Raw genomic sequence first — 14,691 nt, 5'->3', positions numbered from 1 at the left:
AAGGCTCTCAGAGCTTTGCTCGGCAATTTGCCCTCAAGCCTTACATTGCGTGGTCCACATCCAATTTTCACTGCAGAGCAGTTCGGAAATCAAATAGAGCCTCAAAAAAATTGTCAAATCGGTTTCAACGGGATCAATCCGTCTTGAAGAAGCAAAAAGGCTTAAAATGGCAGCATAAAGGCAAGCAAAAGGGTAAAAAACGCAATTTTTACCCCAAAACAGGCTAAATTTAGGTCAATATTTGATCAGCCAAGAAAATGCTGAAGCTTTCGTTTTTTCAATAGCTAGTTCTCGGACAGCCTCCTAGGTCATATGCTGCTCCAGTTACTGTAGACCCCACGATAGCTCCCATGTAAAAATCATTCGCAGTGGGTGCATCGGACACGCCATAAGTAGCGGCAACATGTTTGACTGCAACCATGGCACAAGCTCCGACTGCAGTTCCGACACTAACTCCGTAAACTTTACTGACACCAGCGGCAACCCCGAGAGCCCCGATAGAAGCCGTGGAAATAATTATTGCAGTAGCGCCAATGATTGTGTCAGAACCCAAAGGTTCGTTATTCATCGCGTAAGAACAGGCAAGACCACCGTAGATAGCAGTGAGAGAAAGCTTAATAGTTTTGCCAAAGATTGGAATAGCTTTTGATGAAATACTTACCATTCGATCAAACAATGAGCTATTGATGAACTGTTTTACCTCGTCATCAGTTAATGGTTTTGTACATAAGAGGCATTTCTTTTGACCAGAAAGTTCCATCCATCCCTGCATGCATGATCTACCAAAAGCATGTCCGCATGTCAGTTTGAAGGGGCTGCATTGTTCTGCATCGTGACATATTAAACATCCAAAACCATTAATGGTATCCATATGAAAACCTGACAGTTTCAATTTGTGGCATCCTTACCTACGACATCTGCATCTGGTTTTGGTTCCCTGTGGGTGCAGGGAGGTTGCAGGGAGTTTGCTAGGAGGGTGCTGGGAGGCTGACAGGGAACTATGGGGGAGTCGTTCGCTGTTTCCGTGCTTCAAAAGCAGCACTGATTAACTCTTGGGTATAGGCTTCCAAAGGTTGGTTAAAAATCTGTTGGGTATTTCCCTGCTCGACAATCTCTCCCCCCTGCATCACGATAATTCGATGACTCATTGCTTTAACCACGGCAAGGTCATGGCTGATAAAAATATAACTGAGGTGGTATTTTTTTTGCAGGTTACGCAGTAAATCAATGATCTGTGATTGGACGGTTCTGTCCAGGGCTGACGTTGGCTCGTCCAGAACAATCAGTTTAGGCTTAAGAGCAAGAGCCCTGGCAATGGAAATACGCTGTCGCTGACCACCGGAAAATTCGTGGGGATAACGGTGGCGGTACTCCGGGTCAAGGCCAACATCATTCAATGCCGCAATGATCAGTTCCTCACGATTGGTTTCAGTGGCCAGTTTATGAATGTCCAGACCTTCACCGACAATGTCAGCAACGGTCATACGCGGGCTGAGACTGCCAAATGGGTCCTGAAATACGATCTGCATTTCCCGTCGCAATGGCCTGAACTGCTTCTGGTTCATGTTGTCGATGCTGGTCTCTTCAAACTGTATCAGGCCTTCGGATGTCTGTAGTTTCAGCAGTGCCATACCCAGCGTTGTTTTACCGGAACCGGACTCACCCACAATGCCAACTGTTTCGCCCAGGTTGATGGTTAGCGACAAATCAGTGACGGCCTTTACGTAACCCACTGTTTTTTTGAAAAAGCCTTTTTTGATTGGGAACCAGACTCTGATCTTTTCGCCAGTTAACAGGTTTGTGGGGTTTTCGCTCAGTGGCTCAGGTTCCCCATCCGGTTCGGCATTGAGCAGGTCGATGGTGTAGGGGTGCTGAGGTGCACTGAATACGGACTCGGTAACGCCTTGCTCAACAATCTCACCGTCTTTCATCACACAGATTCGATCCGAAACATGACGAATCAGGTTAAGATCATGACTGATAAATAGAATGGCCATGCCCAGTTTCTGTTGAAGGTCTGCCAGCAGACTGAGAATTTGTCGTTGAACGGTAACGTCCAGCGCGGTTGTTGGTTCATCGGCGATCAGCAGTGTTGGCTCACAGGCAAGGGCCATGGCAATCATTGCCCGCTGTCGCTGTCCACCGGACAACTCATGGGGATAGGCCTTCAAACGGCTTTTTGCATTACGGATACCCACCAGTTCCAACAATTCAAGTGTCTTTGCCGTTGCTGCCCTGTTTTTCAGGCCAAGGTGTATACCCAGTACTTCGCCTATCTGCTTTTCGATGGTATGAAGTGGATTGAGTGCTGTCATCGGCTCCTGAAAGATCATGCTGATCTTGTGTCCACGAATGTTGCGCATTTGTGATTGGGATAAATCGAGCAGGGCCTCATTGGCAAAAAGTATGTCTCCGGAGTAATGGGCATTTTCCGGAAGCAGTTGCAGAATGCTCAGCGCAGTAATGGATTTGCCAGAGCCGGACTCCCCGACCAGGCCAACGGTTTCTTTGCAATTCACAGAGAACGAAACACCTTTAACGGCTTCAACACTGTGCTCGCCTTGTTGAAAGCAAATCCTGAGATTGTTAATGGCCAATAATGGATTATCCATAAAGATTCGATGCTCTATTTGTCGCTCTTTAGTTTGAATAGTATTTTCTTGGGTCCAGTGCATCTCTGCACGCTTCACCAATAAACACCAGTAACGTCAGCATAATGGACATGACCAGAAATGCCGTGATACCCAGCCAGGGCGCCTGAAGGTTGTTTTTGCCCTGGGCAATCAATTCGCCAAGGGAAGGGGAGCCTGCAGGCAGGCCGAAACCCAGGAAATCCAGAGAGGTGAGGGTGGTAATGGCCCCCGTCAGAATAAAGGGCATAAACGTGACGGTAGCGATCATGGCGTTGGGTAAAATATGCCGGAACATCAGGCGCCCATTGGTCATCCCGAGAGCCCTGGCGGCTCGAACATACTCCAGGTTTCTGCCCCGGAGAAACTCGGCGCGCACCACATCAACCAGTGCCATCCACTGGAATAACAGCATGATCCCCAGCAACCACCAGAAACCGGGCTCGACAAAACTGGAAAGGATGATCAGCAGGTAGAGGTTGGGCATACCTGACCAGATCTCAATAAACCGTTGTCCGAACAGATCGATCTTGCCACCGTAAAAGCCCTGAAGAGCACCAACTGCAACACCGATGACGGTGCTGAAAAAGGTCAATGCCAAACCAAAAAGTACCGAAATGCGGAAGCCGTATATAACCCGCGCGAGGACATCACGACCCTGATCGTCTGTGCCCAGCCAGTTATCAAGAGAAGGGTGGGCGGGCGCAATACGGGCGTAATTGATGGTGTCGTAACTGTAGCGAATGGGCGGCCATAGCATCCACCCTTTGGGCTCGATCAGCTCTCTGGCGAAGTCCTGTCGGTAGTCCATCTCCAGTTCAAACTCGCCGCCGAAAGTGGTTTCCGGATAGATGACGAAGGTCGGGAAATAGGGACTGCCCTCATACCAGAGCAGCAGCGGCTTATCGTTAGCAACCACCTCTGCCAGCAGGGTAATCACAAAGAGCGTGCTGAATATCCAGAGTGAAATATAACCCCGGCGATTCTGCTTGAAATTCTGCCAACGACGCTGGTTGAGCGGATTAAGTTTGAATCTTGTCATTCCACGTCAGTCTCTGGCTTCGAAATCAATACGGGGGTCAACGGCAACATAAGTAAGGTCACCGACGAGTTTGATCAGCATACCCAGCAGGGTGAAGATATAAAGAGAGCCAAAAACCACGGGATAATCGCGGTTGATGGCAGCTTCATACCCGAGCAAGCCGAGCCCATCCAGAGAGAAAATAATTTCAATCAGTAATGAGCTGGTAAACAGAATGCCAATCAACGCCGCAGGGAAGCCGGAAATCACCAGTAGCATGGCATTACGGAAAATATGGCCATACAGTACCTTATGATCGTCCAATCCTTTGGCTCTGGCCGTTTGCACATACTGTTTGTGGATTTCATCCAGAAATGAATTTTTGGTCAGCATGGTCAGCGTGGCAAAACCACTGATGACCATACAGATAATGGGAAGAATCATGTGCCAGATATAATCCCGGATCTGACCTACCAGGCTTAACTCGTCGAAGTTGTCTGATACCAGGCCTCTCAGTGGAAAAACGTTCCAGTAACTGCCGCCGGCAAAGAGCACAATTAACAGAATGGCCAAAAGAAAGCTTGGGATTGCATACCCTGTGGTGATGATAGCGCTTGACCAGATATCGAACCGACTGCCGTGTTTCAATGCCTTGCGAATGCCCAGTGGAATGGAGATCAGGTAGATGATCAGGGTACTCCAGAGGCCCAGTGAAATAGAAACCGGCAGCTTCTCCCTGATAAGGTCTACTACTTTGGCATCGCGGAAAAAGGAGTCTCCAAAGTTAAAGGTAAGGTAGTTTTTGATCATCTGTAGAAACCGTTCATGGGCGGGCTTGTCAAAACCGTACAGTTTCTCGATATCTTTGATCAGTTCCGGGTCAAGACCTCTGCGTCCACGGTATTCGCCACTTTCATCCAGGCTCATCTGCTGTACTTCGGAATTGCCGGAGCCTCCGATTCGACTGATGGCATTGACTTCGAACCCTTCAAGCTTGGCAATCATCTGCTCTACAGGGCCACCGGGGGCTGCCTGAATGATGACAAAATTAACCAGCATGATCCCGAACAGGGTTGGGATCATCAGGGCAAGCCGTCGCAAAATGTAGCTGCTCATGGAGACTTCCTGTTATGCGTTTTTGTGAGCATGGTTGATTCTCCTGGCTGTGAAATCCAGATCTGAAACTTTGTTGTGAAATCCAGATCTGAAACTTTGTTGTGAAACCCTGATCTGAAACCCTGATCTAAAACCAGAGCTGCCAAAACAGAAAACCTTCATTTTATGGCCAGGGTTCCCGGTGAATGGTGAAAGGTTAACGGTTCTTTCTGCGACGATAAATCCAGACAGGAATAAGGCCCAGCAAGATGAGTCCCGAGTATAACCACAAGCGGTCATTTTCAGCTTGAACTGCTGGTGCTTCGGTATCGTCATTGCTCGGGGATGAAGTACTGGTTGCTTTGGTTGCATCCGGTTGGCTGTCGATCCACCAGGAGTAAATATCAGTACTGTACAGAGGTTCTGATTTTGGCCTGGCCAGCTTGTTGGAATGAGCGATTCGATCATAAGGGTAGTACCATTGAGGAATCATGTACTCTCCCCACAGAAGCACCCGATCCAGTGCTTTTACTGCGGTCGTTAGCTCTTCCCGGCTGTCGGCATTAATCACATGATCAATCATGGCATCCACTACCGGATCTTTGATTCCCATGTAATTGCGGCTACCTTTGGTGTCTGCGGCCTTGCTTCCCCAGAAACCCGTCTGTTCATTACCCGGAGAGGCCGATTGACCATAGCCCGCAACGATCATGTCATAATCAAAGTCACGAATACGGTTAATGTATTGAGAGATATCAACGGTTCGGATATTCAGTTCAATACCCATTTGTTCAAGGTTTTTCTTGAAGAGAAGCGCCACCCGCTCAAGAGAAGGTTGGGCGAGCAGTAACTCAACCTCTAAGGGTTGACCACGCTTATCGACCAGCTTGTTGTTCTCCAGGCGCCAGCCAGCTTTTTTCAGCAGCGTCAGTGCTTCTTGCAGTTGAGGTCGGATATTGCCGGAACCATTGGTCACCGGAACGCTGTAAGGCTTGGTAAAGAGATCTGCAGGTAATTGACTGCGCCATGGTTCAAGGAGTGTCAGCTCATCGCCCTCAGGAATGCCACTGGCTTCCATACCTGAATTGCCAAAATAGCTCTTCGAACGGAGGTGACTGTCATGGAAAAGGTTGCGATTCAGCCACTCGAAATCCATTGCATAGCCCATGGCTTTTCGAACCAGAGGGTCCTGGAAGAAGTCCCGTCGCAGGTTGAATGCAAAGCCCTGGATAGGTGCCGGGTTCCGGGTAGGGATGGTGGCCAGAATCAGTTCGCCCCGATGTACAGCGGGAACGTCATAGGCAGTGGCCCAGTTTTTGGCAATATTTTCATGGCGCAGGTCATATTCGCCCGCTTTCAGTGCCTGAAGGGCAACATGTTCGTCTCGATAGTAGTCGTAACTGATCTCATCAAAATTATAACGGCCTTTATTAACGGGTAGATCTTTTGCCCAGTAATCGCTGACTCGCTGATAGGCAATACTCCGGCCCCCATCAACATGCTTGACCTGATAGGGACCACTGCCAAGAGGAATGTTCAATGAGGTGGAGGAAAAATCATTCTCATCCTGTTCCCAGTGATGTTGAGGGAGAATGGGCAGTTCAGACAAAATGAAAGGCAATTCCCGGTTATTGGCATGTTTGAATGTGAATTTGACCCGACTGTCAGAAAGAACGGTGACGGAGTCCACATCTGAGTAGTAACTGCGATAGAAAGGGTGTCCCTGACTGGTCAGCAGTTCAAAGGTGTATTTTACATCGTTGGCAGTGATGGGTTTACCATCATGAAAACGGGCATCGGGGTTGAGGTTATAGGTAATACTGCTGTTATCAGGGGCTTTTTCTGCTGACTCGGCCACCAGTGGGTAGAGGGAGAAAGGCTCATCACGGCTCTGGGTCATCAAGGTATCATAAATCAGCCCAATGCCGGTGACCGGTGTTCCTTTGTTGGTATATGGATTGAGGCTGTCGAAGGTACCACTGGCTGCCATACGAAGACTGCCGCCTTTGGGGGCATCTGGATTAACATATTCAAAATGTGTGAAGGGTTGATCCGGACTACCGTATTTCGCTTCTCCGTGAAGTACCAGTGACGTTTTTGCGATAATATCCTGTGATCCAGGTGTCTGTCCGGAGGGGACGGCTGATGACAAGCTGGAATAAGAGAGGGTAACCCCAAGGGTGAGTGCTGCAAGTTTGAGATAGCCAGAATTCATTACCATTATAAGAAACCGTTAGTGTTTAAAAATCGCTATACAGTCTTGTTTATAAATAATCGTTCTAATATAGACTTAACCATGAGTAGCTGTTAAGTGCCAGTAATGCTTTTGCAATCATGCTGACCTCATATCAAAACTCCCACCACCAGGTGCTCAGGCCATTTTCAAAAGGGGGGGCAAGTTCGGGGTGTTTCAGTCCTGGCCGGTAAACCACTGGCCAATAGGGGAGATACCATTGAGGAATGACCGCATAGTGCCAGAGTACAATCCGGTCAATTGCTCTGGTGTAAAGGATTAACTCTTCGCGACTTGTTGCCATGATGGCTTTATCAATCAGGTTATCCAGCGACTCAAGTTTTATGCCCGAAAGGTTCTGTCCAGCCTCACTGTCAGCACTGGTACTACTCCAGAAATTTTTCAGCTCAGTACCGGGTGTAATGCCGGGGTAAAAACCATGAATGATTATATCAAAATCAAACTTGCGAACACGGTAGATGTATTGTGAGGTGTCTACTGTATTAATGCTTGCCGATATCCCCAGTTCCTTGAGGTTACGGGCAAACGGAATAACAAAACGTTCATGTTCCGGGTTGGTAAGAAGAATTTCAAACTGAATCGATTGGCCATTCTGGTTTTGAAGTACTTTGTTTTGGTATTCAAAACCGGCTTCTTTCAGTAGTTTCAGAGCTTGTATCTTGTTTTTCCGCCAGTTGCCAGAACCATCTGTCTGTACAGGCTGCCATTGGGAGGTAAACAGCTCATCAGGAAGTTCTGCTGACCAGTGAGCAAGTATTTCTTTCTCTTTGACCGATGGTGGTTCAATAGCTGCAAGGTCTGAGTTAGAAAAAAGACTATAGGCCTGATAGTACATCCCAAAAAAAAGGTGTTGATTCATCCAGTTGAAATCAAGAGCCTGTGCTATGGCTTTTCGGACCAGTCGATTCCCAAAAACGGGCTTTCTGAGATTGAAGACAAAAGCCCTCATGCCCAGGCTTTTATTATAAATTTTCTCCCGGATGAAGTTGACCTGACCCGGTTTCTTTTGTTGGTAAGCTTGAGACCAGCTTCTTGGATTGGTATCAATACGCAGGTTGTACTCTCCCTTTTTAAACGCTTCAAGAGCAATACCATCATCACGATAGTAGTCGGTTCTGACAATATCAAAATTATGTCGTCCTTTGTTTACGGGTAAGTCAGCGGCCCAATAGTCCCGGACTCGTTCATAGGTAACAAAGCGGCCGGGGCTGAAATCTTTCACCCGGTAAGGCCCACTGGCCAGTGGAGGCTTCAGTGTTGCCTTAAAAAGATCATTCTCTGGCTGTTGCCAGTAGTGTGCTGGCAGCACCCGGAGTTGTGACAGTCGAAGAATAAGGCTCTTTGCTGGTGGTTCGGAAAAACTGAAACGAACGGCTTTGGGGGATATTATCTCAACTTTTTCAATAATCCCATAAAGGTGCTTATAGTGAGGTGGGCCCCGTTCCTGCAAAGACTGAAACGTATAGACAATATCTTCTGATGTGATGGGATGTCCATCATGAAAGCGGGCGTTCGGATTGAGGTGATATGTGACCCATCGGAAATCGTCCGGGTATTCAATTTGTTGAGCAATCAGTCCATAGACTGAATAGGGTTCATCACCCGATTTCACCATCAATGGGTCATTCAGAAAGTAGCTGCCATCAGCCCAGGAACCTTTTGGGGCAAAAGTATTAAAGGTATCAAAACTGCCGATCCTTCCCTTTCTCAGTATGCCGCCTTTTGGTGCATTGGGGTTTGTGTAGTCAAAGTGGGTAAAATCTTCCGGGTAGTGAAGCGAGTCATGAAAGCTAAGACCATGAGCCGTTGTTGAGCTTTTATCTGGCGGTGTTGCAGAAGCAGGTATAGAGTACAAAAGAGTGACTACAACAATTCCTTTTATCAAATCGTCATACATACGACAGGTTCCTTACAATTACCCTGACTGATCAATCCTTGCAGTACCACCAGGTACTTAAATCCAATGCATAGTGCGCTGGGTTATTCGGGTATTTCAGTTGCTTCTTATGCACTACCAGCCAGTCAGGTTGATACCATAGTGGCAGCACATAGTGATTCCAGAGAATGATTCGATCCATTGATTTAATGAGTATTAACAGCTCCTCCCGGGAATTTGCCCGGGGAATTTTCTCTGTCAGTTTATCGATGGATTCAAGCTTTATGCCCGCAATGTTTCTGGAACCATGCAGGTCAACAGTGCCTGAACCCCAGAGGCTTGCCTGCTCTGTACCTGGTGAAGGGGTATGGGGAAAGGTGTGCATGACCATATCAAAGTCCTGGTTTCTGACTCTTTCAACATATTGGGCAACGTCCACGGTTCGTATATTGAGTCTGATGCCCATACTTTCGAGCATCTTTTGTACTGGAATGAAGATGCGTTCGTCCTCAGAAGAAGATAACAGGATTTCAAGCTCAAGCGGTTGACCGTTATGGTTGATCAGTTTGTTTTTCTTGATGAACCAGCCACTTTGCTGTAGCAGTGAAAGTGCTTTTCTTTTCCGATCTCTACGGGTGATACCCGGTTCATCCCCCGGTGGAACCCAGGCCTGATGCAATGCTACTTCCGGGATTTCAGTTTTCCATGTGAAGAGCAGCTCTTGTTCCTGTACAGACGGTTTTTCCGAAGCGCCCAGTTCTGTTCCGGCAAAAACACTGTCAGCCCTTTTGTACATGCCATGGAATAAGTGTTGATTGATCCAGTCAAATTCGATGGCATACCCCAGCGCCTCTCTGACACGCGGGTCTGATAGATGCGCTCTTCTGGAGTTATAGGTAATGGTTAAGGTCTGGGGGTTATGATTGCTTAAAGAGGAGCGAGTCAATTGGTTTTTTTGCAGTGATTCATCTCGTATCTGGTTATGCCATACACGGGGGTCGCTAACGGCCTTGAGATCGAATTCCCCTTTCTGCAGGGCTTCTAAAAGGACATTGCTATTTCGATAATAGTCGTACTGAATTCGGTCAAAATTGTGCCTTCCGCGGTTAACTGGCAGATCCTTCCCCCAGTAGTTTTCTACTCTGGCAAATGTTATTGAGCGTCCGGGTACTATTCTTACGGGTTTATAGGGGCCACTGCTGAGTGGAATCTCCATGCCGGGAGACGAGAAATCGCGTTCCGCCCAAAAATGTTTTGGAAGAATTGGCATTTGCCCCAGAATTAATGGCAACTCTCTGTTATTACTGTGCCTGAAAACAAAAAGAGCCCTGTCGTTACCCGTGACTTCTACCTTCTCGACATCCTGGTAGAACTGCTTGTAAAACGTTGAACCCTGTTCCCTGAGCAGATCAAAGCTGAACTTGACATCATCAGCTGTCACTGGTTTACCATCATGAAATCGGGCCTTTGGGTTTATGTAAAAGGCTGCCCAGGTATTATCAGGTGCCAGTTCAATTCGTTCTGCAATGAGGCCATATTTTGTCAGTGGTTCATCCCAGGATCTGGCCAGTAGCGTGTCATGCATCATGTGGCTGCCAGCTACTGCGGTCCCCCGATCAATATAAGGGATCAGGCTGTCAAAATGACCGATAACGCCCTGTTTCAGCTCCCCCCCCTTAGGGGCATTGGGATTGACATAGTCAAAATACTCGAAACCCTCGGGATACTTGGGCTCACCATAAAGACTGATGGCGTGCCTCGTCTTGCTGTTCTGACCGTCTGCATAGTCTATTGCAGATAACACTGGACTGGTGCTGCCCAGCAAAGCACAAATGATCAGCGGTGTTGTTAAACTGAAGAATATTGACCGCATAGCCGTAATCCCAATTCCTGCTCTTATCAGGTTATCGACTTTCCTTGTTGTTTTGTTCAGTCCACCAGGTATTCAAACTAAATCCATAAGGCGGAAAGCTTTCCGGATGTTTCAGGTGTTGCCACCAGGCTATTCGATGGGTATTCCCATGCCAGTTCAGTATCCCGTAGTGCTGCCATAATAGAATCCGGTTCAGTGCTGATGTGGCAGTTTCCAGGTCGTTTTTGCTGGTGGCATTCATGATGCTTTCAATCATGGCGTCAACGGCAGGATCTTCAAGTCCCATCAAGCTTCTGCCATCACGCTTATTGACACTCCCGGAGTGGAAAAAGTCCAGCAGCTCTTCCCCCGGATGCTGTCGTAATGGATAAATGTACTGAGTCATATCGAATTCATGATTTCTCAGTCGTCGGTAATATTGGGCCAGATCCATGCGCTGGAGTGTTACTTCTATACCAATTGCTTTCAGGTTTTTCATAAACGGAAACACGATACGTTCAAACTGAGAGTCGGCATAATAGATAGTTCTCGTCCAAAAACGCATCAGGCAATCATAATTAGATTGTACGTTCGTTTTGATATTTCCTGAAATTCCAGAGAGCCGCAAAAACTCTTCCCTTTTTTTCTCTAATCTGGGACGGATATTGGAGAAAAACGCGAAAAGCAGGCAGAAAACATCCTCCCACCATGCTGGAAAGGTACTTTCATGTAGCGTGGAGGTGGCTATCAGGATGGTGCCGGGTGTCTGGCCAGAATCACCAGGTTGTAACAGACCACCGATAACCAGCAATGAGAATCAAAACGCTCAGAACCCTTGCAGTGGCAACGTGATAGCCCAAAACATCTCTTTAGCCACGAAATTCCCGCTTCAATACCTGCCCGGAAGCGAAAGAGCGTTTTATACACATACTGACTTTTAGTCATCTCTTCGACTTCAAGTCCGCGCTTCTTATTAAAAGCTACATCGCTGATTCCCATGGCCTTGGCTTTTTCCAAATGGCTCTATTTTGATTACGAACTGCTCTACAGTGAAAACTGACTGTAGGTCACGAAAAACAAGGATTGGGCAACATTACCGGACAATATGCTGACAACCTTTGTAGATAAAGGGCTTCAGCAATGTTCAACCCAGTAGCAGTCTGAAATCCTACAAGAGCCTTCCAAATTAGCGCGACACGCGTATCCGCCGTCACCGCTTGTCTGGCGAGGTACACGACCATAAATTTCTTTTTGTCTTTCCATCATCGGAATGAATTGGTCCGAATCCGCTGGGTTACCTTCCTCAATAACCAGGTCCAGGATCAATCGACTTTTTCCCTGAACCAGGTTCAGTTTATGGCCATACTGTACTTGCCGCCTGTCTTTTACGATGATATCCGTATGGGGTTCATACAGGCTAACCACTTTTTCCTGGGCTGGCACCTTTTCACCCTTAAAGACCCTGCGCTCTGTCTGGGAGACTATTGCATCCACCAGGGGTAACAGGTGATCCACATCGGCCTGCCACTTGTCGGCATCATCAGCCAGGAGACACTGCCCCTGCTGACGGGCGTTTGCTAGCGTGACAGTAGCTTCGATAAGTACCTTCCGGGATTTTCGGGTCAACTGCAGCAGTTTTTTATAATGCTGATGCCGCTCTTCTTTGCCAGCGTAGATGCATTTTCTGGCCGCATCTTTTACGGCTCGGTTGTGATGGGTATATTCATAAAGCGGTGTCGCTGTCAGTGTTTGTCCCCGTTCCAGCAGCCGACAAATTTCTTTAACGGAACTGGCTAAAAGATCACTGTCGCAAGGAGGTTTGATATCCGATTCGGTGACTGTGCTGTCAATAGCCACAGTGCGCCCTTTTTCAATACCCTGATCTTTAGCGGTCATTAGCTGACAGTTATTAATCCGTTCCCATGTAGATGCAGTAAGAAGGCTGATGAGCCCATGCAAACTGGAGCGACTGGGGCGCTGGTTTGGTTCGAGGCGACAAAAGTCTCGAAAGAGCATGGAGTCCATCAAAACAAACGACAAGTAGTCATAATCACAATTCAAATACTGTTTCAGGAGTGCCGCACGAAGAACGGATTCTGCTGATAGTCCGTTCCGCCCAGTGTTCTGTTTATCACCAGAACTTAAGTCCTCATAAATCCAGTCATTGAACTGTGGATGGGCGTCAAGCCATTGCGAGATACCGGAAAGCTGGGAGCAGATTTCATGAGGTACGTAATGGAGTTCCATACTACACTGCGGGTTGCGTTTTGGCTCTTTTCGTATTGCAGACTGCTGATTTCATAAATCAGGCTGGAATCCTCCTGTGGCAGGGCTTGGCAATATTTAGCCAGCAGTTTCCTGAAGGCATTGTATATCAAGGCCTTTGGCCAATTTTCATTGCAGAGCAGTCTGTAACCCGAAAAGAGCCTGCGTTTTTTGCGCATTTGGAGTCCTCTGTTTTTGGCAATCCCTTATGTTTCTTGCTCTTGGGAAGTTTAGTCGCCAGATAGCAGTAGGGCTCCACTTAATTTTTCAGGATAAAATCTACAGTTTTCAATTGGTTGTGTTTTTGGACGAGAACTAGATAAATATCAGCTTCATGGGCTGCCGGGTTATCTTATTGATCAACTTACCCTGTTGTAATTCCCATCCTGCCTGATTGAGCAGGGTTAATGCCTGCTTTTTGCTGTCCTTGATATTCCCGTCTCCTTTTGTTGCCGGAAAAGTAAAGGGCTGGGTAAAGAGTTTCTCTGGGAGTCTGTCTGAAAACGGCTTCAGCAATTGACGTTCAGCGGGAGAGGGTAGGGTGAGTGCAGGTGGAGGTGAATGAGGGAAGTAGCTTTGGGTTCGGGTATAGGCGTTATGAAATATCGCTTTGGAAATCCAGTTCCAGTCATGCATCAGGCTGATTGCCTCACGGACTCTACGGTCCTGAAAATACGGTTTTCTTATGTTGAACACATACGTTCTTGCGCCATAGGACATGCGGTGGGGGATTTCACGGCGAATGATCAACCCTTTATTTACTGCTTCAAAGTGATAGCCGGTTGCCCAGTTTTTCGATTGTACTTCGAGATATGCATCAGTATGTCCACTTTTAAACGACTCAAATGCCATCTGGATATCGTGGTAAAAGTGCAGAGACACTTTATCGAAGTTATGTTTTCCCCGGTTTACCGGGAGATCTTTACCCCAGTAATCGTTTACCCTTTCCATTTCGATTAACTTGCCAGGTACTACTCGGCTTATTTTGTAGGGACCGCTGGACAGTGGTGCTATCAATATTGTTTTATGAAAATCACGGTCTTGCCAGAAGTGTTCAGGAAGTACGGGTAGCTCAGCAAGTTGCAGAGGAAACATTATTGGATAGGGTGGTTTCAATTTGAATACAAGATGGTTGGGAGTCGGTGTTTCAATACTCTCTATATACCTGTCCATACCGCTGAAACGCCCATAAGGCAGTGATGTCAGTGTATTGAATGAAAAAACAACATCTCTGCTGGTAATGGGGTGATCATCATTAAATTTAGCTCCTTTATTAAGTTTGAATTCCAGTCGATTGTTTTTTCGAGAGTATTTTACGGATTCGGCAATCAGTGCATACACAGAATCCTGTTCATCCATAGGGCCATTGGCGCTGGCCGAGCTTACCATTAGCGTTTCGTTCAACTCACTGAAACCGTATTTTGGCATAGATGATACACTCGATGGGGGAACCCCCTTACCGTTGTAGGCATTTAAAGTATCAAAGGTACCATGTATCGCCAGCCTTAAATGGCCTTGCCTGGGCGCTTGCGGATTCGTGTAATCAAAAGCATAAAAATCAGCAGGGTATTTCGGATCGCCGAACAGGGTCAGGGCGTGTCGCCATGTATCTTCCTCATCCATTGCCAACAGGTTGTTGCTGACAATGAAATCGGGTAAGGGCCGGTCTTTCTCCAGCCCTCCCCACAGCACCCGGCA

11 protein-coding genes are annotated in these 14,691 nt (G+C 47.3%); all 11 read right to left on the bottom strand.

Going from position 1 to position 14,691, the window contains the following annotated elements; translation table 11 throughout:
• Positions 1-277: 277 nt before the first annotated feature.
• Complete coding sequence (locus MJO57_RS15910) at positions 278-871, bottom strand: E3 ubiquitin protein ligase (protein WP_252026762.1); 594 nt, start codon at positions 869-871, stop codon at positions 278-280.
• 127 nt (positions 872-998) lie between these two features.
• A complete protein-coding gene (locus MJO57_RS15905; RefSeq protein ID WP_256493309.1) occupies positions 999-2,690 on the bottom strand; it encodes an ABC transporter ATP-binding protein in 1,692 nt (563 codons plus the stop codon).
• Complete coding sequence (locus MJO57_RS15900) at positions 2,641-3,672, bottom strand: ABC transporter permease (protein ID WP_252026760.1); 1,032 nt, start codon at positions 3,670-3,672, stop codon at positions 2,641-2,643. The genes MJO57_RS15905 and MJO57_RS15900 overlap by 50 nt, the downstream gene beginning before the upstream one ends.
• Positions 3,673-3,678: 6 nt before the next feature.
• Entirely contained in the window at positions 3,679-4,767 is a 1,089-nt protein-coding gene (locus tag MJO57_RS15895) for a microcin C ABC transporter permease YejB (RefSeq protein WP_252026759.1), read from the bottom strand.
• Positions 4,768-4,963: 196 nt separating this feature from the next.
• Positions 4,964-6,967, bottom strand: a complete 2,004-nt coding sequence (locus MJO57_RS15890; protein WP_252026757.1) for an extracellular solute-binding protein — start codon at positions 6,965-6,967, stop codon at positions 4,964-4,966.
• Positions 6,968-7,094: 127 nt separating this feature from the next.
• Entirely contained in the window at positions 7,095-8,612 is a 1,518-nt protein-coding gene (locus tag MJO57_RS15885; RefSeq protein WP_252026755.1) for an extracellular solute-binding protein, read from the bottom strand.
• Between the two features lie 316 nt (positions 8,613-8,928).
• The gene (locus MJO57_RS15880) at positions 8,929-10,749 is read right to left on the bottom strand and encodes an extracellular solute-binding protein (protein ID WP_252026753.1); all 1,821 of its coding nucleotides are present in this window, start codon (positions 10,747-10,749) and stop codon (positions 8,929-8,931) included.
• Between the two features lie 31 nt (positions 10,750-10,780).
• Positions 10,781-11,539 (bottom strand): hypothetical protein, encoded by a 759-nt coding sequence (locus MJO57_RS15875; RefSeq protein ID WP_252026751.1) that lies wholly within the window; start codon positions 11,537-11,539, stop codon positions 10,781-10,783.
• Positions 11,476-11,745, bottom strand: coding sequence for a transposase (locus tag MJO57_RS15870; protein WP_252017717.1), 270 nt, complete (start codon positions 11,743-11,745; stop codon positions 11,476-11,478). The genes MJO57_RS15875 and MJO57_RS15870 overlap by 64 nt, the downstream gene beginning before the upstream one ends.
• Before the next feature lie 117 nt (positions 11,746-11,862).
• A complete protein-coding gene (locus tag MJO57_RS15865) occupies positions 11,863-12,975 on the bottom strand; it encodes an ISNCY family transposase (RefSeq protein ID WP_252026749.1) in 1,113 nt (370 codons plus the stop codon).
• 333 nt (positions 12,976-13,308) lie between these two features.
• Positions 13,309-14,685 carry an ABC transporter substrate-binding protein gene (locus tag MJO57_RS15860; protein WP_252026747.1) on the bottom strand — a complete coding sequence of 459 codons (1,377 nt, stop codon included), beginning with the start codon at positions 14,683-14,685 and terminating at the stop codon, positions 13,309-13,311.
• Between the last annotated feature and the right edge of the window lie 6 nt (positions 14,686-14,691).

The organism is Endozoicomonas sp. SCSIO W0465 (assembly GCF_023716865.1).
Classification (GTDB): domain Bacteria; phylum Pseudomonadota; class Gammaproteobacteria; order Pseudomonadales; family Endozoicomonadaceae; genus Endozoicomonas.
The sequence above is the reverse complement of the archived record's forward strand: the minus strand, read 5'-3'. Positions and strand labels throughout refer to the sequence as shown.

Coding starts and splice junctions, on each gene's coding strand:
- MJO57_RS15880 (WP_252026753.1), bottom strand. CDS start 10,749: ATGCGGTCAATATTCTTCAGTTTAACAACACCGCTGATCATTTGTGCT.
- MJO57_RS15895 (WP_252026759.1), bottom strand. CDS start 4,767: ATGAGCAGCTACATTTTGCGACGGCTTGCCCTGATGATCCCAACCCTG.
- MJO57_RS15900 (WP_252026760.1), bottom strand. CDS start 3,672: ATGACAAGATTCAAACTTAATCCGCTCAACCAGCGTCGTTGGCAGAAT.
- MJO57_RS15890 (WP_252026757.1), bottom strand. CDS start 6,967: ATGGTAATGAATTCTGGCTATCTCAAACTTGCAGCACTCACCCTTGGG.
- MJO57_RS15910 (WP_252026762.1), bottom strand. CDS start 871: ATGGATACCATTAATGGTTTTGGATGTTTAATATGTCACGATGCAGAA.
- MJO57_RS15865 (WP_252026749.1), bottom strand. CDS start 12,975: ATGGAACTCCATTACGTACCTCATGAAATCTGCTCCCAGCTTTCCGGT.